Here is a 22381-nt window from a genome sequence, read left to right on the forward strand (position 1 = left end):
TAATGATCTTATCATATATTTTGAAATTGTTAAGTATGGTTAGTACTTGTTAATAAATTTGAGTGAAATGTATGAATGAATTATTTGATCTGGTCAGTGTTGTTGGGGGTTTGTCGCAATTTGGCTTATTTTTTAAATAGCATAAATAGTGAAATTTAATTGTTAATGTCAGAAAAAGTGTACAGGTGTAAATAGATTTATTTTAGATAAGTTAATTATTTCGTTGGGTGGGTTGGAAAAATATTAAATAATCATTCTTAGTTGATTATGCTAGATTTTGATTAAGTCAGATTATTTTTTTTGAGACATAAAATAAATATTAAGTTAAATTTTTTAGTTATTTAATCATCACTTGATGTATTTTCAACCAATTAATTTATTTTTAATGAAAATGCATATTAACGACTCTTCTTCAGTGATTTCTTTTTTTTATGATATTTTTTTGTTTGTATCTATATGAAAAATTTAACTTTAAATTTAAGTGCTCATTTTTTAGCACAATCGGTCAAATATATGTTAGATATTTTTACTGACTTTCCAGACTTAATCAAAATATGGAAAAAATCCAATTTCTGAGCATTTGGTTGCTAATTAATCACGTTTAATTTGGGATTATTGATCTGACTCACAGTAATATTTTTTTATGCGTAATTTCTGCATTTTCATTTTTTATATTGAAAGGAAATTTATTTTTCTATTTCGATTATTATTTGGTCGAATAAATTAATTAGGAAAATTTCGCTTTATTTCGCTATTTAACATTTGAGTACTTTTTAAACTTACAAAAAATTAGTTAATAAAATGTTAAGTTGGTAAATGAAATTTTGAGTAACGAAATAATATATATAAGAGGAGGTGCCATTGGAGGGGTTATGGCAGGTAAAAATACCTCCTACCTTCGTCATGTGACGAATTTGGGAGGTATTTTTGACGTTATTGGCTCAATGCATCTGCTACCGCTTTAAAGCGGGCAAACTTATCCCGTAACTGTAAGTGAGCCGCTTGGCTTGGCTGATATGCTGTGATTTTTGGGGTGCTGGATGAAATCGCAGCATCAAATCCAGTGTAATAGCCGGAGCCGACAGCGGCACATAGTGCTGCCGCTTGGCAACCTGATTGCTGAACATCGACAACTTCTAGTGGTAAATTGCTTGCATCACAGAACATCTGCATCCACAGCGCAGAGTTAGTCGGTCCGCCAGTAAAGCGGATAGCTTGAGTGCAATTATCGATACCTACAATACGATCTTGATGCAGTAGATGAGAGAACACTATTCCTTGGTAAATCGCGTAAGCGATATCCCCCTCAGTATGATGAGAGCTTAAACCAAGCAATCCACCATGCAGGTTACTGTGATAATTGGAACCATACAGCCAAGGGAAAAACAGGATGTCATTCTGCCGAGTTGCACCTTCCGCAACACATGCGTTAAGCACGTTATAATCCTGCAAGCGTTGGTTGAAAAAATGTCGCGTAAACCAAGCTAGATTACTGGCGGAGGTTGGGCTTCCTTCGTGGACAAAATAGGTGCCTGGAATACAATATTTTCCCCAAACATAAGGATAATCAGCAGGCATAATTTTGTCGAAAACCCGTGTTGAAATAGTCCAGGTTCCCGCCACTGCGCTCAGCTTATCTTTTTGGCTGACACCGGATGATAACGCCGCACCGACCACATCAAAGAAACCACCAAAAACGGGCGTGCCTTCTTGTAAACCGCAATCTTTGGCTGCTTGGGTGGTGACGCAACCCGCCGATTGTGCGGAGTTGATAACTGGCGCTAATTTTTCATTAGCTTCTTCAATGCCAAACAATTCACACAGTCTAGGGTCATAGCTGGATGTGGTTGGGTTATATAATTGGCTACCTGAAATATTGGTTTCTTCACAAGTGAGCTGGTCAGTCAACCGGTAACGAATATAGTCGTGAACCATTAAAACGTAGCGGCCATCACGGTAGCTATCGGGCTCATGTTGTTTTAGCCAATTCAGCAGTGCAACTGGGTGCGATGCCCACAGTTGCTGCAAGCTGAGTGGGTATGCTTGCTCTGCGGTGCCATTTTGATGCCATTGGTCAACAATCGCCTGTGCGCGGGAGTCTGAAGAAACGATCCCGTTCCTGACGGGTTTTCCGTGCTTGTCTAGCAAATACAACCCTTTGCCGTGAGAGGAAAAGCTCACTCCCGCAATTTGTGAGGCATGTAGCTGGCTTTTGACTATGGCCTCACGGATCACGCCGCAGGTGACTTGCCACAGTGTTTCCATATTGCGTTCACTGAACCCAGCTTGTGGGCTTTCTGTTGGGAAAGGATGCTCAGCCACGACAATCTCTTGACCATCAGGGCTGTAGATCCCCGCTTTGATAACGGTGCCTCCGAGGTCAACACCCATGAAAAATGTGCTCATTGTGTGCTCCTTAATTTCCCCAGCCCGCTTGTTGCATTTTATCTTCAATCCAATGGCGCGCCTTGATGATCTCAATCAGCGGTTCATCGGCTTTTTCCGTCCACATTTCAATTAAGAAGGTGCCACGATAATTGAGCTGCTTAAGCTGTTTGAACAGTGCTACAAAATCCACGCACCCTTCGCCGAATGGCACATCACGGAATTGACCTTTGCAACTGTCTGTTACGGCGTAGGTATCTTTCAGATGCAGAGCAACAATATTTTCGATGCCTTTGGTTAACTCGGCAGCCACATCACTACCCCAAGCGGTTAAGTTACCGACATCGGGATACACTTGGAACCATGGTGAGCGAATTTTATCGGCAAGGGCTTGCCATTTAGTAATCGAATTCATAAATGGTGTATCCATGATTTCGACGGCGCACATCACCTGAGAAGCCGCGGCAATTTCAGAGACCCATTTCATGCCTTCTTCAAAGCGGGCAATGGTGCCTTCATCTTGTTCTTCGTAATACACGTCATAGCCAGCCAATTGAATAGTACGAATACCAAGGTCTTGTGCCAATTTGATGGCTTTTGTCATTAATTCACGAGCTTTTTGACGCGTATTTTCATCATGGCTACCAAATGGAAAACGGCGGTGGCCAGATAGACACATTGTTGGAATGCGTACTTGTGTTTTCTGGATAGCGGCGACAATTTCAAGGCGTTGTTCCAAGCTCCAATCTAAACGCGCTAAACGCTCATCCGTTTCATCAACAGACATCTCAACAAAATCAAATCCAGCGGCTTTCGCAATAGCTAATTTTTCGCTCCAGCTGCTGTGCTTTGGAAGGGCTTTTTCGTAGATACCAATCGGATTTTTTCGTGAAGTATTCATCTGTATTCCCTGTCAGTTAATTTTGTACGGATGCTTTGTTGAGACGCTGATTACGTGTCATTGCACGCTTAGCGCTCCATTTTTCTTTAAAGAATTTGAAGGCGAGTGCGAGGATTAAGGTGATGCCCCAAACGGCAAGGTTGAAGTGTAAACTGACGCCTAACAGGCTTAGACCCGTTGCTATCACTTGCAAAACAAGCAGTGCACAGAATACACGGCTGACTTTTCCGACGCCGCCAAACGGGTTTGTACCGCCCAAAACAATGGCTAAAATAGTCAGCAGTAAATAAGAGTCCCCGTAGCCCATACGCGCGGAGTTAAAACGCGCCATCATGATCAGCCCTGCTAACACGCACAGCAAACTGGAAATGGTATAGATGGCAATCATTACGCGGTCGGTACGCACACCACTGAACCAAGTCGCATTGATGTTGCTGCCGCTCATGTAGATATTTTTCCCAAGGCGTGTACGTCCTAAGAAAAGCGCTAAAATAATCGCCGTCACAATGAAAATAATCATGGCAATAGGCATCCCGAAGACAGTATCAGAGCCAATTGCGCGAACGATTGGGGGCATGCCGCTAAGCGCTGCGCCTTTTGTGAGATAAACCCCAATACCACTGATAATCGTCATCGAGCCGAGAGTCACCAAAATAGGGTGCGCCCCAATATGGGATATCATCAATCCAGTGAGGCAACCAATGATCACCGCAATGACGGTTGCACCGATTAACGCAAAAACCAACCACATTAGCTGTGTGCCCGTACCCGCATCAACAGGCAGGTAGTTGATAAACACCCAAGCCATAAATAAGCCCGTTAAGTTGGCGGTGCTAATAATGGCGAGGTTTAGTCCACCGCTTAGCATTGGAACAAACATGGCGAAGGTCAGAAGACCTAACTCTGGCAACTGAAACGTAATACTTAAAAAGGTATTTTGTGTAAAAAAGTGCCCTGGCATGGCGATACTAAATGCCGCAATCGCGATAAGAAAGATTGAAAGCAGTCCGATAACAGAGCCATCAATTTTAAAAAAATCTTGTTTTTTCATGGTGATATTCCTGTTAAACAAAGCCTACGTCCGTCTCTTTACGCTTTTTGTAGTGAGTAATACAAATGGCGATAAGAATAACCATCCCGATAACGATATTGACGAAGTAGTTAGAAACCCCGATCAAGTTCAGACCGTTTTTCAATATACCGATGAGGAAAACGCCCATGAGGGTGCCTATCACACTCCCTCGGCCACCGGATAAACTTGCGCCCCCTAATACCGCCGCTGCAAGTACATCCAATTCCCCACCTACCAGTGCACTTGGAACAACTTCACTCATGCGGTAGGTTTGCAACATGCCGCCAATCGCCGCCATAGCACCAAGATAGCCGTAAGCAAACAGATAGATAACCCAAACACGGATACCAATACGTGAAGCCGATTCTTGGCTACCACCAACCGCGTACAGTTGGCGCCCAATGTGGGTTTTGTTCATGAGAATCCACGTTAAAAACGCGATGCCTAGCATCACCACGAGCGGTAAGCCTATTTGGTAATATTCACCATCCACTTCAAAAGGCAGGATGGTCACAGGATCCACCCACCAATCCGGCAAGTCGTAGATACTGTGCCCGTTGGTTAGCCACATCAGCATACCGAACAGTAAAGATTGCATACTGATGGTGATAATGATCGACACTACATTGAGGGAGTAGATCAAAATTGCATTGATCAAACCAAAGGTAATCCCGATCACGATGGCGAGAGCAATGCTAAGCGTTGGGCTTTCGAGTAAACCTTGTAGTAAAAAAGTGGCAATCACATATTGGACAACCGAGGCAACGGCGGCGAAGGAAATATCAATTCCTCCGGTGACCAGTACCACGAATAGACCTAGCGCAAAGATGCCCGTGACCGCATAGCTTTCACTTAAGTCGAGCAAGTTTTGAATGGTAAGAAATTGTGGGCTCATTAAGGTGAAAAATACCACCATCACGAGGATCACCCAGATTAACCAGCCTTCAACAGACTGTGGACGAAGTTTTTGCCAATTAGTCATTGATGATTTCCTCCAATTGTTGCTCAGTCATGGAATCCGTCACAATTTCTTTGACGATAGATCCTTGCTTCATATGTAAAATGCGATCGCAGTTGTAAAAGGCTTCGGAAGCTTCATCCGTGATCAACAAAATGGCGATCCCAACCCCAGAAAGGCGATGGATCAACTTATAAATACTGTCTTTTGCACCAATATCGACTCCCACGGTTGGGGCATCGAGGATCAATACTTTGGGGCGAGTTAGGATCCATTTAGCGAGCACCACTTTTTGCTGATTTCCCCCCGATAAGGTGGAAAGGGCATTGTTGGGATCCGTGACCTTAATATCTAAATCCGCAATCCACTCTTGAACGATTTGTTGGCATTTTTGCTCGTCAATTAGATGCAGAGGGGTTTTCAAGCGATCTAAAATGGAAATTACCATGTTATCGGCGATTGACTGCTGCAAAATGGCACCAAGGGTTAGCCGGTCTTCAGAGACATAGCCAATACCATGCTTGATAGCTTGGGCATTGCTTTTGAAGATAATCGGTTTGCCTTCTACTCTCATTTCGCCGCTATCGGGGCGCGTGATCCCAAAGAGAGATAGTGCGAGTTCAGTTCGACCAGAGCCTAATAACCCACATAGTCCAAGCACTTCACCTCGTTTCAGCGAGAGGGAAATATTCTGATATTGCCCTTTACGGCTGAGGTTCTTCAGCTCTAGAACCGTATGAGTTTCTTCCGCGTTATTCGGTAACTTACGTTCATGTACAATGTCGAGTCCCGTCATCAACTCAGTGATTTTTCGGGTGGTGAGATCCTCTGCTGGCCACGTCCCCATTTTTTGTCCATCGCGGATCACTGTGATGCGATCTGAGATTTCTTTCACTTCTTCTAATCGGTGACTCACAAAAACGACGGTGATGCCCTTATCTTTTAAATAATTCACCGTGGAGAGAAGTTGATTTACTTCTGTGCGTGTCAATGAGGCAGTTGGCTCATCCATAATCACTAAGCGAGCTTCTGCCACGAGCGCACGGCAAATAGCGACTTGTTGGCGCTGTGCGATAGGGAGGAACTGTACTGGTGTGTCTGGGTCGATCGTAAATTCAAGTTCTTTGAGGATTTGTAGCGCTTTTTCCCGAATTTTTCCCTTTTGGAACCAACCAAAATAACCGTTTAGGTTTAGCTCAAAAGCGATGTTTTCAGCCACCGTTAAATTAGGGAATAGAGATAAATCTTGGTAGATAACTTGTACGCCAAGCTCTCTGGCTTTGTCTGGCGTTAAACGGGTGTAGCGCTTGCCATCTATTTCAATTTCGCTACCTTCATCGGGAGCGTAAACGCCGCTGATGGTTTTGATTAATGTGCTTTTTCCGCAGCCATTGGTGCCCGCTAAACAGTGAACTTCACCTTTGTTCAGCGTTAAGTCGATATTGCGTAATGCACGATGACCACCAAAGCTTTTGGAAAGATCCCGTAATGTGATGAGAGGGGAGTTTTTTTCGGCTGTCATAGTGGAGTCCTGGTGTTGACTGTGTCGTCATATTCAGAGCGACAACAAACGCCATAACTGACCTAAAGGGGGAAAAGTCACGACGTTGTTGTCACTTAAACTATGTGGAACAAAAGAATACTGTTATCGTATTTTTATTATGTAGAGCGAACTTACAGACCGACTTCAACCAGCTTTTTGGTATTTTCAATATTCAGGTTAACGGGCTTATCACTGAGTATCGTGTTGCCACTGACTTTGATCTCACCCATATCACCAATGCTCACGCCATCTTTGATCTCTTGACCATTCATCATTGCGGTAGCCACTTGAACGAAGACTTGACCGGCTACTTTCGGGTTAGAGATATAGCCTCCATCAATCGCACCTTTTTCTAATAATTTAATGCCTTGACCTGGAGTGAACGTACCAAATACACAGGTTTCTGCATTTTTACGGCGTTTGTCGATAGCACGTCCTGCACCGATAGGACCTTGTGAACCAAATGACATGATGCCTTTCAGGTCTTTATGCTTGGAGAGCAGGTCGTTTGCAGTACGCATGGAGTCATCAACGGATTCTGCAACCCCGAAACGATCATCGACCATTTGCATTTTTGGATAGTGTGCTTTTTGGTAAGCGATAGCAGCATCAGCCCATTCGTTCACTAATGGCACTGTTAAGCTACCAACGAACATGGCGTATTTACCTTCTTCACCCATGCATGCAGCCATATCTTTCATATGGTTAGCACCCATGCTTTGGGTATCTAATAATTCGAAATCCCAATCTGCATTTTTTTGATTTGGTGATTCGTGAGTGATCACTTTGATGCCTGCTTCTTGGGCACGTTTTAAAACAGGCTCAAGCACTTTTGCATCATTAGGAACAACACCGATGACATCGACTTTCTTCGCGATCAGATCTTCAATTGCACGAACTTGTTCAGCAGGGTCGGCGGTTGTTGGACCAACTTGAAATGCATTAACACCCAGTTTTTGACCTTCTTCGGTGATCCCTTGTTCCATTACGTTGAACCAAGGAATACCACCAACTTTCACCACGACACCCATAGTAAATGGCTTCTGCGCTTTCTGAGATTCAGCCATTGCCACGTTGGAAAATAGTGCTGCGCCCATTAAGCAAGGTAAAACTAATTTTTTCATATTCATCGTTATATTCCTCAGAGATGATGCGCATATGTAGCCATGCTCATCAACATAGGGTTAATGTTTTGTTTAATTAGATAGATATAATTAATTTCTATTAATCGTTAATTTAATTAATAGGTTTTTTTGCTGCCTGGTGTAATTCATTTATTTAAAATAAAACAAAATGCTTAATTCACTGACTTACGCTGCTACTATGATGTATATAAAGATTACTTATCACATTCAATAATGTTTAATTTTGGAAATGTTTGCTTAAAGTTTTTGTCATTTAGTTTATTTGTGATTAACACGTTAATATCATTTAAGGTACAAACTTGGCTAAATGCATATTGGTCTAATTTATTATTATCAGCTAATAACACACAGTTCTCAGAAACCTGAATCATAATACTTTTTAATTTGGCATTTATTTCGCTACCATCGCGCACGCCAGTCTCTATATTGAATCCTTGGCACGATAAAAATAACGTTTTAATTTGAAAACTACGGATAATACTTTCCGATATTGGACCATGAAAATCATCATGGCGTTCTGAGTATTCCCCACCAATTCCAATGACTCGGACGCGATCTCGACACGCAAGAGCTTGAATAATTTTGACGGAATTCGTAACCACCGTAATATCGATATCCGGTATTTGCCTCGCGAGAAACCAGCAAGTGCTGCTGTTATCCATCATGATGCAATCACCGGGTTGGATAAATTTCAGTGCGGCTTTTGCTATTTTCATTTTCGCATCCGGATTCTCTTCCGTTCTTTTGCGAAACGATTCTGCGCCATCCACCATTTGACTGAGTTTGACCGAAGAAGGCATGACACTCAGTACTGGAGTTTCATCTTGTTCAGTAGCAACGGCACCGCCGAAGCTGCGGAGCAGACGTTTTTCGCGTTCAAGCGCCGTTAAATCACGACGAATAGTTTCTTGAGAAACGTGACAAAGCAGGGCTAAATCGCGCACTAGTGCTGAACCATGCTGTGAAACATGAGAACAAATTAATCGATGGCGTTCAGCTTGTAACATCTCAAGACTCCTATTCTTTCCATGATATGCATTGTGCCTGCGTTGATTTTTTTTTGTCGTGACTCGACTCATGTAACGGTGGAGAGAAATAAACAAAGCTATTTATAGAGATATAAGTCACCTTTTTAATGAAAATTAATTATATGCTTTCATTAAAATAGTTATTTAGATCACCAAATATAGCGATGTGTAGGCAAAAACCAGACGATGCTTTAATCAACTTCATCAAACTCGGTCATTTTTACTAGGGCTATTTTTGTTTTAGTTTGACTGAATATGACCGACTATGACTGAAATTCATGGTTTTGTTAATGATTTGTAAAGCTACGAGCTTTTTAATTCGGCTAAATCTGTTTACCTTAATACCAGAACATCCTCTGTACATCGGCAAAAAAAGAGACAACAAAATAAGTTTTTGTCGTTGATATTCATAGCTATTTTCAAATTTTATTTTCACACCTGGGGAGGTAATCATGCTGGAGAAATTAAAACAGCAAGTTTTTGAGGCTAATCTTGAATTACCAAAACATAAACTGGTGACGTTTACTTGGGGTAACGTTAGCGGGGTAGACAGAGAAGCAGGCTTAATGGTGATTAAACCTTCAGGGGTGGATTATGAAACCATGAAAGCGGATGACATGGTCGTTGTGTCATTAAGCTCTGGCGAAGTGGTTGAAGGTAAATATAAACCGTCATCCGATACTGATACCCACTTAGCGTTATATCAAGCATTTCCAGAGATTGGTGGCATTGTTCACACTCATTCTCGTCATGCGACTATTTGGGCTCAAGCAGGGCTACCACTGAGTGCATTAGGTACAACACATGCCGATTATTTTTACGGTGAAATCCCTTGTACCCGTAAAATGACCGAAAGCGAAATTGCTGGGGAATACGAGAAAGAAACAGGGCATGTGATTATTGAAACATTTAAACAGCTCGGTGTATCTGCAAAGGATATTCCAGCAGTATTAGTGCATAGTCATGGTCCTTTTGCTTGGGGTAAGGATGCCCATAATGCTGTTCATAATGCAGTGGTATTGGAAGAAATTGCCTATATGAACTTATTTACTCGTCAATTGACACCTCAAATTGGTGATATGCAGCAAGAGCTGTTAGATAAACATTATTTACGTAAGCATGGGAAAAATGCCTATTACGGGCAAAAATAGTTTTTATTTTTAAATTGATAATTTAAAAGAGATTCTTTTTATTGTTAATTGATTGCTAAAGTTGTTTTTCATTTAATTGAAATTTTAGCTCATTCATTTTTCATCTGTTCACCATGCCAAAAGCCACGGAAATATTTTCGTGGCTTTGTCGTGCAAAAAATATTTTTATCAGGGTATAGGGTTAAATTGTAAGTCGGTTTAAACTGGCGCGGTGTATTGGTGACACTGAGTGGAAAGGACATGTCTAATCGATTACTTTTTCTATTTTTGACCTTTTTCGTTAATCTTTTTTCTGTTTCACATGCTGCAGATATAAAAAATAATAATTTAATCATCAGCGGTTCAAAAGCTATCAATCTTGATAATTGGGAGCTTGTGGATGTACCGCCTAAATTGATTCAGACAAAAGTCCCAGAAAATATCTTTGCTGTTGTTGGTGGTCAAATGCGAGTTGTAGGGGAAATTAATCCGGATACGGGTTTTTACGCCTATAGCCCGAATGGCGACTATAATGCTTTACAGTTTGGTAATGATTTTGCCTATGTAAAAAACACCCAAATATCCAAAAAGAAACCTCGAAATATTCCTGAGGATGACCGATTAAATGACTTAAAGAATCCGGTCTATGACTATTTGATTACAAGCCAAAAAACACCGGTATACAGCGCAACTGATGAGAATTCTCGGCAGATAGCCTCGTTATGGGAAAACTTACGTTATCCGGTACTCGCGCGGATGATCAAAACCGATGAAGATGGTGATAAAACATCGTGGCTAACGATTCGTATAGGTGATCGCCTTGGGTATGTCCGTTTAGATGATGTTGCCATAGATAAAGGCATTCCTATTTTAACCTACCACCATATTCTCAAAGATAGCGAAAATAAAAACTTTCGCCATACATCGACGACCACCTCTGTTGAGGCATTCCGTGAACAGATGAATTACCTCAAAGAGATGGGATACCAAACGCTATCTTTAGACGATGTGGAAGGGTATTTAAATAAGAGTGCAAATTTGCCGGGGCGAGCAGTGGTATTAACGTTTGATGATGGACTGAAATCAGTGTATCGCTATGCGTTGCCTATTCTAAGGGAAAACCAGCAGCAAGCGACGCTGTTCGTGATTTCTGCCCGTATTAAAACACAGCCACAAAAATGGGACCCAGATTCTCTGCAATTTATGAGTAAGCAGGAAATTAAAGAGAGCCAAGATGTGTTTCATATTCAGTCTCATACGCACTTTTTGCATCGCTTAGATAACCGTAATAATCCGATTATCTTTAGTCGTAAAGAGCATACGATAATGTTGGATTTTAAGCGTTCAATGAAAGCTCTTGCTAAGTTTGAACGAGACCAGCGTTATTTAGCCTATCCATTTGGCGCTTATAACCAAACGGCAATTGAGGCAGCGAAAGAGGCAGGTTTGCATATTGCGGTATCAACTATTCAAGGCAAAGTTAAACTTGGCGATAACCCCTACGCATTAAAACGATTATATGCCTATAGCACTGACCCTATTAGCAAATTTGCATTGATGGTAGGCAATAGCGAGCAGGATGTGGTGAATAAGAACGTGGTCGTTGATAAGTAGAGAATCGATAATAAGTAGAAAGCTGATAAATAACGATTGGTTAAGATAACAGGGTGAGCAAAATGATTATTGCTCACCCTTTTTTAATTATTTAACACATTTCTTGCAAGAGTCATTTTGGACAATATCAAAGAAGTTATTGCCTTTATCATCCACTAGAATAAATGCAGGTAATCCTTCCACTTCCATTTTCCATACGGCTTCCATACCTAGCTCTGGGTATTCGAGACAATTTAAGCTTTTCACAAATTCTTGCGCCAAAATCGCCGCAGAGCCGCCAATGCTACCAAGATAAAAACAGCCGTGTTTTTTACACGCATCGGTGACTGCTTGAGTTCGGTTACCTTTTGCTAGCATTAACATGCTGCCGCCATGGGATTGGAAGAGGTCAACGTATGGATCCATACGGTTTCCGGTGGTTGGACCTAAAGAACCTGACACCATGTCCTCAGGTTTTTTCGCAGGGCCTGCGTAATAGACCATATGATCTTTAAAATATTGTGGTAGCTCTTCACCATTATCTAAGCGCTCTTTGAGCTTGGTATGGGCGATATCGCGAGCGATGATCAGTGGACCACTGAGGGATACACGGGTCGACACAGGGTGTTTACTCAACTCGGCCAAAATATCTTTCATTGGGCGGTTGAGGTCGATATGAACCACGGTTCCTTCTGTCTGATGACGCATCGATTCAGGGATATATTGCGCTGGATTATGCTCCATTTTCTCCAGCCACAAGCCGTCTTTAGTAATTTTTGCTTTGATATTGCGGTCAGCGGAGCAAGAAATGGCTAAACCGATCGGACAAGAAGCGCCATGGCGAGGCAAGCGAATGACACGCACATCGTGGGCAAAGTATTTACCACCAAATTGCGCACCAAAGCCAAGATGGCGTGACGCTTCTAATAACTCATTTTCTAGCTCAATATCACGGAACGCACGACCATACTCATTACCTGTCGTTGGCAGGTTATCATAGTATTTTGCTGAAGCCAGTTTGGCTGTTTTCAGCGTGGTTTCTGCAGAAGTACCGCCGATAACGAATGCGATATGATAAGGTGGGCAAGCGGTTGTCCCTAAGTTTCTCATTTTCTCAATTAAGAAGTTTTTCAACTTAGCTGGGGTCAGCGTTGCCTTAGTTTCTTGATAAAGGGCGGATTTATTTGCAGAGCCGCCGCCTTTGTTAACAAACAAGAAATGGTATTCATCACCCGTGGTGGCAAAAATGTCAAATTGCGCTGGCAAATTCGTGCCTGTATTGACTTCGTTGAACATATCCAGCGGGGCATTTTGCGAAAAACGCAGGTTTTCGCGTTGGAAAACGTTATAAATACCTCGAGAGAGGTATTCTTCGTCATCACAGCCAGTCCAAACTTGTTGACCTTTTTTCCCGACTACGGCAACAGTTCCCGTATCCTGACAGTTTGGCAGAATACCTTTCGCAGAAATCTCGGCGTTACGCAGTAATTGCAGGGCGACATACTTGTCATTCTCGCTCGCTTCAGGATCGTGCAAGATAGCCGCTACTTGTTTTTGGTGGGCTGGTCTTAAAAAGAACTGGGATTCATAAATTGCATGTTCAGCAAGAAAGGTTAAAGCCTCCGGCTCAATTTTTAACATTTGCTTCCCAGCAAATTGCTCTACAGAAACATATTTATCAGAGACTTGGTAATATTCGGTTTTATCCTCAGATAACGGATAAGGTTCTTGGTAAAAAAACTCTTTATTAGCCATTTTGCTCACTCACATATCAATTTTAGCGGAAAATATAAAAAATAAATTATTTATAGGCTTTTTGTTCTAAATGCCGCTTGTTTTGTCAGGCGGGATAATCGTTTATAGGGATAATAGTCTGAATGCAATTAGAATAATTACCCATTATATTCAAAGGGATGTAAAAGAAAATATGACTTTGGTTAAACTTTTCCGAGAAACTCAAATTCAAATTCAAAGTATGAAGTTAATCACATAATTTAATTATGGGTATTAGATTTAACTATTTGTTATTCATGTTATATCTAGGGTGTTAATTTAGATTTTATGCATTCAATTTTTCCATAAATATCATGCTAGGTTAGCTGATTCATTAATCATTCATGGTTTATTAGCATTTAGAAAATAATAAATAAAATGAAGCACAAGGATTAAATAAAAAAGAGTGATTATTATTACTTAGATAAGTTATCTTAATCATCAATAAGACCGGTAATTAATATAACCATTTGAACACATTGTGTTTTTATGGTTTTATTATTTTAAGTCTTATAATGAAAAATGATAGTTAAGCGGAAAGCTATGAAAAATAGGGCAATGTCACTTATTTTCATCATAAATCGCTTTTATTTGTTTTAAATTCATAATGAAAGGCAAACAAAGTGTTGAAAATGGCTTTCAATTTTCATTAACAGTGTTTATTATGCAGCCCTTATAGTTTTATTAAAATGGCGCTACTGGTTTTGGGCTTTGCTGGGGATCTTCCTGGGGGCTTAACAGTCTTTAACGGTGGCGGTTCTATCTGCATTATTCCTAGGGATAGAGTGTATTATAAATGACTGAGACAACTTCTCTCACACCACTCGTCGAATTAAAATCTTTAAATAAAGGTTTTGATGGCAAACAAATTATTTCTGAGCTTGATCTCACCATCCGAAATGGCGAATTCTTAACCATTTTGGGACCTTCTGGTTGCGGTAAAACGACAGTTTTGCGTCTGATTGCTGGATTAGAAGATGTAGATGACGGTCAAATTATTCTTGATGGTCAGGATATTACAGATATTCCTGCGGAACAGCGTTTCGTGAATACTGTATTCCAAAGCTATGCATTATTTCCTCATATGACCGTATTTGAAAATGTCGCATTTGGCTTGCGTATGCAAAAAACGCCGAAAGCTGACATTCAAAAACGTGTGGAACAAGCCTTGCATATGGTGCAATTGGCTGATTTTGCAGAGCGTATGCCGAATCAACTTTCTGGTGGTCAACAGCAACGTGTGGCAATTGCCCGTGCAGTCGTGAATCGCCCGAAAGTACTGCTTTTGGATGAGTCCTTATCGGCGCTGGATTATAAACTGCGTAAACAGATGCAAAATGAACTGAAAGCCTTACAGCGCAAGCTCGGTATCACGTTTATTTTTGTGACCCATGACCAAGAAGAAGCACTCGCGATGTCTGACCGTATCATTGTGATGCGTGAAGGCAAAATTGAGCAGGATGGCACGCCTCGTGAAATTTACGAAGAGCCAAAAAACCTGTTTGTTGCTCAATTTATCGGTGAAATCAATATTTTTGATGCAAAAGTATTGCATCGTATTGATAAGCAAAGAATTCGTGCCAATGTTGAAGGGCATGAATGTGATATTTTTACCGATTTATCGGTCACCGAAGGTCAGCATTTAAACGTTTTACTGCGTCCCGAAGATTTACGTGTCGAAGAAGTTAACGATGCCGATAATCATCCTGGGCTGATTGGTTACGTACGAGAACGTAACTATAAGGGTATGACGTTAGACTCAGTGGTTGAGATGGAAGATGGCAAAATTATTATGGTCAGCGAGTTTTTCAACGAAGATGACCCTGATGTCGACCACTCGCTTAACCAAAAAGTTGCAGTGACTTGGGTTGAAAGCTGGGAGGTAGTTCTGGATGATCATTCGTAAGCATAAAATCTTGCAGAATGTGATTATCACCGGCGTTGTCGCTTGGCTGCTACTCTTTGTTTTTCTGCCAAATTTAATGATTATTGGTACCAGTTTCTTCACACGCAGTGATACGAATCTGGTGGATTTGGTCTTCACTTGGGACAACTATATCCGCTTGTCGGATCCGATGTATGCCCAAGTGATGCTACATTCATTAAATATGGCGTTAATCGCCACATTTTTCTGTCTTGTGATTGGCTATCCTTTTGCGTTTATTTTGGCAAGGTTGCCTAAACGCATCCAGCCGTTAATGCTGTTTCTGCTGATTGTGCCATTTTGGACTAACTCATTGATTCGAATCTATGGGTTAAAAGTCTTTTTAAGTACCAAGGGGTATTTGAATGACTTTTTACTGTGGGTTGGCATTATCGATAAGCCGCTGAAATTAATGTATACCCCAGAAGCGGTGGTATTGGGCTTAATCTATATCTTATTGCCATTTATGGTGATGCCGCTCTATTCCAGTATTGAAAAGCTGGATAAATCCTACTTAGAAGCGGCGCGAGACTTGGGCGCCAATAAATGCCAAACTTTTGTGAAGATTATTATTCCACTGACCATGCCGGGAATTATTGCGGGCTGCTTATTAGTGTTGCTGCCAGCAATGGGGCTGTTCTACGTGGCGGATTTAATGGGCGGGGCGAAAAACCTGCTGATTGGTAACGTCATTAAGAGCCAGTTCTTGAATATTCGCGATTGGCCGTTTGGGGCGGCAACCAGTATTTTCCTCACGGTGATGATGGGGCTGCTACTGTATGTGTACTACCGAGCTGCTAAGCTTTTGAATAAAAAGGCGTATGAAGAATGATCGGACGTATTTTGCGTGGTGGCTTTATGACCACCATCTACGCGTATCTTTATATTCCAATCATTATTCTGATTGTGAACTCATTCAATGAATCGCGTTTTGGGATCCAGTGGCAAGGCTTTTCGACTAAGTGGTATGAGTTACTGAGCAATAATGACAGCTTGCTTGAGGCGGCTGGGCATTCATTAACAATGGCGGTACTTTCAGCGACATTTGCGACAATTATCGGCACATTAACCGCTGTGGCGCTCTTTCGTTATCGTTTTAGAGGCAAGCCTTTTGTCGGCGGAATGCTGTTTGTGGTCATGATGTCTCCTGATATTGTGATGGCAATTTCGTTGCTGGTGCTGTTTATGATCCTTGGGGTTTCATTAGGTTTTTGGTCACTGCTATTTTCACATATTACTTTCTGCCTGCCTTTTGTGGTGGTGACGGTGTACGCCAGATTGAAAGATTTTGACGTGAAAATGTTAGAAGCCGCCCGAGATCTTGGCGCTGGGGAATTTACGATTTTACGTAAAATCATCCTGCCATTAGCATTACCCGCCATTGTTGCTGGGTGGTTACTGAGCTTCACTTTATCGATGGATGACGTGGTGGTCTCTTCCTTTGTGACGGGTCCAAGTTATGAAATCTTACCGTTAAAAATTTACTCGATGGTTAAAGTGGGGGTCTCCCCTGAAGTGAATGCATTAGCAACGGTCTTGTTATTAATGTCGTTGATTTTGGTGTGCCTCAGCCAGTGGGTGATGCGCGACAAACACGGTAAAAATGCGGTGGCTAAGCCATCAAAACGTTAAGTTGTACTTGGTGGGTGCTGTCAGCACCCAATCTTTCCATGCCATCAGGCGAGAGGGTAGGCTTTAGCGAAGCCTATTAAGATAGATAAAAAGCACTTTGTTGAGGGAAAATCAGTGATGAAAAAATGGTCCTATCTGCTAGCCGCAGGTTTAATGGCTGCAAGCATTGGCACGGCAACAGCCGCTGACGATAACAAAAACGTACTGTATTTCTATAACTGGACAGAATATGTTCCCCCCGGTTTATTAGAGCAATTTACTAAAGAAACTGGCATCAAGGTGATTTACTCCACCTATGAATCAAATGAAAGCATGTACACTAAATTGAAAACCTACAAAGAAGGGGCTTACGATTTAGTGGTGCCATCGACTTATTTTATCGACAAAATGAGTAAAGAAGGCATGTTACAAAAGATTGATAAGTCACAACTGCCTAACTTTAAAAACCTCGATCCAAACCTTATCCACAAAGAGTTCGACCCAAATAACGATTACTCAGTACCTTATATTTGGGGGGCAACGGGTATCGGGATTAATGGTGATGCGGTTGATCCGAAATCTGTTACCTCTTGGGCGGATTTTTGGAAGCCGGAATATAAAAATAGCTTGTTGATGATGGATGATGCTCGTGAAGTGTTCCAAGTCGCGCTGACAAAATTAGGCTATTCCGGTAATACCACTGATCCAAAACAGATCGAAGAAGCGTATAACGAGCTGCAAAAATTGCGACCAAACATTCTGGCGTTTAACTCAGACAACCCTGCGACTCCGTACATTGAAGGGGAAGTGGATGTGGGTATGCTGTGGAACGGCTCCGCATTTGTCGCGAGACAAGCAGGGTTACCGATTGAAGTTGTGTGGCCAAAAGAGGGGGGGATTTTCTGGATGGACAGCCTAGCGATTCCGGCGAATGCTAAAAACGTAGAAGGGGCTCATAAGCTTATCGACTTCTTATTACGCCCAGAAATTGCGGCACAAGTAGCGGAGTCTATTGGTTATCCGACGCCAAACTTAGAAGCGAAAAAATTACTGCCTACGGAAATCGCCAATGACCCATCTCTGTACCCATCGGAAGAGGTATTGAAAAAAGGGGAATGGCAAAGCGATGTGGGGAATACCAATATTCTGTATGAAGAGTATTTCCAAAAGCTGAAAGCAGGGCGCTAATTTCGGTTCTGTTTTGAAATGGTCAGAGGCATCACCTTGGTGATGCCTTTTTCATACATAAAATCAGTGATTAACGCGCACTATTATGGATAACAAATTTGGCAAAATTATCTGCCCAAGGTTGTAAGAAGTCCTTACTTTTTGGTGAAATATTATCGTGGTCATCAACCATGCCGTCATACCATTTTAAATAACACTCAGGTTGATTCATGGTAGGCATATTTAAAAATGCGAGGCTATTACGTAAATGCTGCTGGGCGATTGCCGTACTAATATTACCAATAGAAACGCCTAATACTCCCGCAGGAATGCCATCCCATGAGTTATCACCCCAAGGTCTTGAACCTTGGTCAATCGCATTTTTTAATACACCAGGCATTGAACGGTTATACTCAGGTGTGGCGAAAATAATACCGTCAGACGCTTTTATTTGGCTCTTAAAATTAGCCACTACCGCAGGAACATTTTGGTCGGCTTCTTGGTTATAGAGAGGTAAATCGGCAATGTTGATAAATTTAAAGGTGAAATTAGATGGGAATAATTTAGTGATGGCTTTAGCGACTTTTAGATTGTAAGAGTCAGCACGTAAACTACCGACAACCACACCGATATTATACTGATTGGACATAATCAAAACCTCTTCTTATGTTGTGAAAATACAATGAATTCGCATATTTTCTTTGGAATAGGAATGTCTTTAATAATTTAGCATAATAAAATTCACTAAAGCTAAATTAAGTTAAATTTAATTTTGCCAATGATAAACCGTCGATAATTCATTACAGTATTTGTTTATATTTTAAAATTAACTTTATGTTTTTTAACTATTAAACAGAAATACTGTGAAGTTAATTACACTATTCATATTTAATTCCTCTCAATATTCTCTTCATTGATACGAGTCAAAATAGAACATACCGACCAGTCGGTATTATTCATCCCCATGAACACACTCGCGCATCCAAGAAAAAAAGATCCAATCAAACGACAAGAAGAGCTGCTAAACGCAGCTAGGGTAATCGCTGGTCGAGAAGGTATTGCAGCGCTTTCACTCAATGCGGTTGCCAGAGAAGCCGGTGTGAGCAAAGGGGGACTGATGCATCATTTCCCCAGTAAACAAGAACTGATTCATGCTTTGTTTATCCAGCTATTAGACATTATGGATGTGCGTATTGCCGCCATTATGGCGAATGATTCTGATCCTTATGGGCGATTTTCTCGCGCCTATTTGCACTATGTTGGCGAGCTAAAAGACTCCGATGAAAGTTTTCAGCTCGCACTTTTATCATTGGCGATGCCGACAGAACCTGTTTTGCGGAAATGCTGGCGTGATTGGATGCTAGGGCATTTAGCCCAAGGTGATGCGTTTGATAATGGCTATTTGGGGGCTTTAGTGCGCTATGCCGCCGATGGATTGTGGCTATCCGCGTTAACGGAAGGTCCTACATTATCACGTCAAGAGCGTGATGCAATCATTCAACGGTTAACCCAAATTTCATTTGAAGAGATGCATTAGTTTTCCAAGGGAAAGTACGTCTAAAAATAGAATGAGGCGATAATGAAATATAAGATCAATGCCTTCATTATTTATGATGCCGTTGATGGCACTTTATCTTTAAAAAAAGATGAGGTGGATACTCAGTTATCCATCACTGCAAATGCCCTGTTATTCTATATGATCCAAAAAAAAGGCGTCGTTTCCCGTGATGAAGTGCTTAAAGCTATTTGGGATGATAATGGACTAGTGTCTTCAAATAGTAATTTAAACCAATACATTAGCTTGCTTAGAAAAACGTTTCGACAATACGGCATTGAAAATATCATTGTCACCGTCGCGCGTGGGCGATTAGAGTTTAACTCTGAGGTTTTGTTGGAAGTACTTGATGAAGAAACGCTCAATACGACCCACTTGTTAAATAGCTTAAGTCAAATACAAAAAGCGGAAGTGATGCTGGCTCCTTCCTCAGAAACTAAACCTACCGAATCGCCTTCAGATCCATTACCTCATGCAATATCAAAACAAAAACGGGAAATTTGTTGGTATTTAGCCAGTGCCGCTTTTTTGTGTTGCGCCATTTTGTTGGCGACGATGAGCTATTTTTCATCTCAGCCTTCTGCTCCCATGATTTTGCCAACATTAGAACACGCCAGCTGTGATGTGTTATCGAATGAGAAAATGATCAACGGTGTTGTTGCAGATAACTATGTTCAAAACTTTGATAAAGTTAGAAAAAATTTAAATCTCGTATGTAATGATAAAGAGCGTTTTGTCTTCTTCTACGGGGACAAATTACAAAAAAATGGGTTGGGTAGGGTCTTTCTTGCCCACTGTGCGGCGAATGAATCTAATCCATTTAGTTATTGTGATAATTATTTTTATTATTCTTGGAAGCCATAATGAAAATATCCGGAAAATTATTATGTGTCTTGAGTGCGCTAATTTTTACAGGTGTGGTGATTTATACCCAATCGGTTGTGCTATCCAATAAAAATTCCGGTGAAATGGCATGTTCAACGAAAGGCATTATGCGCTTTGAAAATATGAAGGATGAAAACGTTAACGGGAATATTCACTTTAATTTTGGTGCAAATGGCGAAGGCTCAATTGTTGTTGAGGGCTATACGACGTCCAGTGCAGGATGGCTTTATTTACAACGATATGTGAAATTTAAATACACCAGCAAACGCATTTCGCCGACTGAGCGGCACTATAATATTAGCCACTGGGAAGCCAGTGCTTCCTCGATTGATGAATCCCCCGATGTGATTTTCGATTATTTTATGCGAGAAATGTCTGATAGCCATGATGGCTTATTTATTAATGCCCAAAAACTCAATGATAAAGCACTGCTTTTGAGTTCGATTAATTCCCCCCTGTTTATCTGCACACCTAAGTTAGGTAGCAAGTTTAATTGATAACCTACGTAGCTAGGGTGCTTATCTACACATTTCCCCTCATCGGTTTACCACACCATTTTCTCTAACACGCTGCGACAGTTTTTACTGCACGAATAACAACGTTACTGCATGACATGGAGTGTTAACATCCAGCCACACGTTGTGGAATACAGTGATTCTCCCGTTCATCTTCTGTTCTTAGCCCCTATTTACCATTGACCTCTGGTCCCCGCGTGAGGCAAACCACACTTATTATTGACCAAATTACCTTCTAGCATCAGCTCAATCATATCTTGTTAACAATCTCCTCAATAAACCCACCAAGTGTATTTATCGCTTTTTTTCTTACCGGACGGAAACGTGAATTTTCTCATTTTTCAGCATAGACGTGTGAATTTTTAAGCTAACAATTATGGGTTATAGTTTTTTATTCTAATTATCTTCATATCATGGATTTATATTTTGTTTTATTTTTTGGGGATTATAGTGATTTTGAAGCCAAAAGCTGCGTTCAATTAATCACCACGCAGACTCAATTGGCATAAATGTTTACTCACAGTTAAGAGGCATCAGCATTTTGGGGAATGGCTCTTAGGCGCTGGGAGTAAAGAAAAACGTAACGGCTTCCTTGGAGGAAACAACAATGGGTGATGCATTAGGACTTATTGAAACAAAAGGTTTGGTGGCTTGTATCGAAGCAGCTGATGCGATGTGCAAAGCCGCTAACGTCGAGCTTATCGGCTATGAAAACGTGGGTTCTGGTCTCGTGACTGCCATGGTGAAAGGTGATGTTGGCGCAGTAAAAGCGGCAGTCGATTCAGGTGTTGAATCAGCACAGCGTGTTGGTGAAGTGGTGACGTCGTTAGTCATCGCCCGTCCACATAACGATATCAACAAAATTGTGATTAAGCATAAAGCATAGCGTTTTCGGGGGAAATCATGGGTGATGCATTAGGTCTTATTGAAACACAAGGATTAGTTGCTTGTATTGAAGCCGCTGATGCGATGTGCAAAGCCGCAAATGTGGTGTTGATTGGCTATGAAAATGTGGGCTCTGGGTTAGTCACCGCCATGGTGAAAGGGGATGTTGGTGCGGTGAAAGCAGCCGTTGATTCTGGCGTTGAATCTGCATCTCGTATTGGCACGGTAGTGACCTCTCTGGTTATTGCCCGTCCACATAGCGACATCCAGAAAATTGTCTCTCAGTATAAAGTCGCAGAATAAATAGGAAA

The 22381-nt window shown here is 41.3% G+C and carries 20 protein-coding genes; 11 read left to right on the forward strand and 9 right to left on the reverse strand.

Going from position 1 to position 22381, the window contains the following annotated elements:
• Window positions 1-933: 933 nt before the first annotated feature.
• The 7 genes from PR766_RS04555 to PR766_RS04585 all read right to left on the reverse strand — a co-directional run bounded on the left by PR766_RS04555 (window position 934) and on the right by PR766_RS04585 (window position 9011).
• Entirely contained in the window at window positions 934-2406 is a 1473-nt protein-coding gene (locus PR766_RS04555) for an FGGY-family carbohydrate kinase (RefSeq protein WP_006662494.1), read from the reverse strand.
• A gap of 10 nt (window positions 2407-2416) precedes the next feature.
• Window positions 2417-3286, reverse strand: a complete 870-nt coding sequence (locus PR766_RS04560; protein WP_006658479.1) for an L-ribulose-5-phosphate 3-epimerase — start codon at window positions 3284-3286, stop codon at window positions 2417-2419.
• Window positions 3287-3302: 16 nt separating this feature from the next.
• The gene (locus PR766_RS04565) at window positions 3303-4337 is read right to left on the reverse strand and encodes an ABC transporter permease (RefSeq protein ID WP_006658480.1); all 1035 of its coding nucleotides are present in this window, start codon (window positions 4335-4337) and stop codon (window positions 3303-3305) included.
• A 13-nt stretch (window positions 4338-4350) separates the two neighbouring features.
• A complete protein-coding gene (locus PR766_RS04570) occupies window positions 4351-5340 on the reverse strand; it encodes an ABC transporter permease (protein ID WP_006658481.1) in 990 nt (329 codons plus the stop codon).
• Window positions 5333-6838, reverse strand: coding sequence for a sugar ABC transporter ATP-binding protein (locus PR766_RS04575; protein ID WP_006658482.1), 1506 nt, complete (start codon window positions 6836-6838; stop codon window positions 5333-5335). The genes PR766_RS04570 and PR766_RS04575 overlap by 8 nt, the downstream gene beginning before the upstream one ends.
• 152 nt (window positions 6839-6990) lie before the next feature.
• On the reverse strand, window positions 6991-7983 hold the full coding sequence (locus PR766_RS04580) for a substrate-binding domain-containing protein (protein WP_036963394.1): 993 nt from the start codon (window positions 7981-7983) through the stop codon (window positions 6991-6993).
• 215 nt (window positions 7984-8198) lie between these two features.
• On the reverse strand, window positions 8199-9011 hold the full coding sequence (locus PR766_RS04585; RefSeq protein WP_006662495.1) for a DeoR/GlpR family DNA-binding transcription regulator: 813 nt from the start codon (window positions 9009-9011) through the stop codon (window positions 8199-8201).
• Window positions 9012-9484: 473 nt separating this feature from the next.
• Between PR766_RS04585 and araD the strand changes: the two genes are divergently transcribed.
• Window positions 9485-10183, forward strand: coding sequence for an L-ribulose-5-phosphate 4-epimerase (gene araD, locus PR766_RS04590; RefSeq protein WP_006658485.1), 699 nt, complete (start codon window positions 9485-9487; stop codon window positions 10181-10183).
• Between the two features lie 240 nt (window positions 10184-10423).
• Window positions 10424-11776, forward strand: a complete 1353-nt coding sequence (locus tag PR766_RS04595; protein WP_006662496.1) for a polysaccharide deacetylase family protein — start codon at window positions 10424-10426, stop codon at window positions 11774-11776.
• 87 nt (window positions 11777-11863) lie between these two features.
• Here the strand turns inward: PR766_RS04595 and PR766_RS04600 are convergent, their stop codons facing one another.
• Entirely contained in the window at window positions 11864-13510 is a 1647-nt protein-coding gene (locus PR766_RS04600; RefSeq protein WP_154636254.1) for a fumarate hydratase, read from the reverse strand.
• Window positions 13511-14324: 814 nt separating this feature from the next.
• Between PR766_RS04600 and potA the strand changes: the two genes are divergently transcribed.
• From potA to potD, 4 genes are all read left to right on the forward strand, one after another.
• Complete coding sequence (gene potA, locus PR766_RS04605; RefSeq protein WP_154636253.1) at window positions 14325-15434, forward strand: spermidine/putrescine ABC transporter ATP-binding protein PotA; 1110 nt, start codon at window positions 14325-14327, stop codon at window positions 15432-15434.
• Window positions 15421-16284, forward strand: coding sequence for a spermidine/putrescine ABC transporter permease PotB (potB, locus tag PR766_RS04610; protein ID WP_006658492.1), 864 nt, complete (start codon window positions 15421-15423; stop codon window positions 16282-16284). Before potA ends, potB begins: the two co-directional genes overlap by 14 nt.
• On the forward strand, window positions 16281-17084 hold the full coding sequence (gene potC / locus PR766_RS04615) for a spermidine/putrescine ABC transporter permease PotC (RefSeq protein ID WP_006658493.1): 804 nt from the start codon (window positions 16281-16283) through the stop codon (window positions 17082-17084). Before potB ends, potC begins: the two co-directional genes overlap by 4 nt.
• 117 nt (window positions 17085-17201) lie before the next feature.
• Window positions 17202-18251, forward strand: a complete 1050-nt coding sequence (gene potD, locus PR766_RS04620) for a spermidine/putrescine ABC transporter substrate-binding protein PotD (RefSeq protein WP_006658494.1) — start codon at window positions 17202-17204, stop codon at window positions 18249-18251.
• Between the two features lie 70 nt (window positions 18252-18321).
• Here the strand turns inward: potD and PR766_RS04625 are convergent, their stop codons facing one another.
• Entirely contained in the window at window positions 18322-18879 is a 558-nt protein-coding gene (locus PR766_RS04625; protein ID WP_006658495.1) for an NADPH-dependent FMN reductase, read from the reverse strand.
• Window positions 18880-19194: 315 nt separating this feature from the next.
• On the opposite strand from PR766_RS04625, the gene PR766_RS04630 reads away from it, so the two are divergent.
• From PR766_RS04630 to PR766_RS04650, 5 genes are all read left to right on the forward strand, one after another.
• Window positions 19195-19767, forward strand: a complete 573-nt coding sequence (locus PR766_RS04630; protein ID WP_006662497.1) for a TetR/AcrR family transcriptional regulator — start codon at window positions 19195-19197, stop codon at window positions 19765-19767.
• 42 nt (window positions 19768-19809) lie between these two features.
• Window positions 19810-20649, forward strand: coding sequence for a transcriptional regulator (locus PR766_RS04635; RefSeq protein ID WP_006658497.1), 840 nt, complete (start codon window positions 19810-19812; stop codon window positions 20647-20649).
• A complete protein-coding gene (locus PR766_RS04640) occupies window positions 20649-21167 on the forward strand; it encodes a FidL-like protein (protein ID WP_006658498.1) in 519 nt (172 codons plus the stop codon). Before PR766_RS04635 ends, PR766_RS04640 begins: the two co-directional genes overlap by 1 nt.
• 625 nt (window positions 21168-21792) lie before the next feature.
• Window positions 21793-22071 carry a BMC domain-containing protein gene (locus PR766_RS04645; protein ID WP_004249182.1) on the forward strand — a complete coding sequence of 93 codons (279 nt, stop codon included), beginning with the start codon at window positions 21793-21795 and terminating at the stop codon, window positions 22069-22071.
• 17 nt (window positions 22072-22088) lie between these two features.
• Window positions 22089-22373, forward strand: a complete 285-nt coding sequence (locus PR766_RS04650) for a BMC domain-containing protein (RefSeq protein WP_006658500.1) — start codon at window positions 22089-22091, stop codon at window positions 22371-22373.
• Window positions 22374-22381: the final 8 nt, after the last annotated feature.

The organism is Providencia sp. PROV208, from assembly GCF_028479465.1.
Lineage (GTDB): Bacteria > Pseudomonadota > Gammaproteobacteria > Enterobacterales > Enterobacteriaceae > Providencia > Providencia alcalifaciens.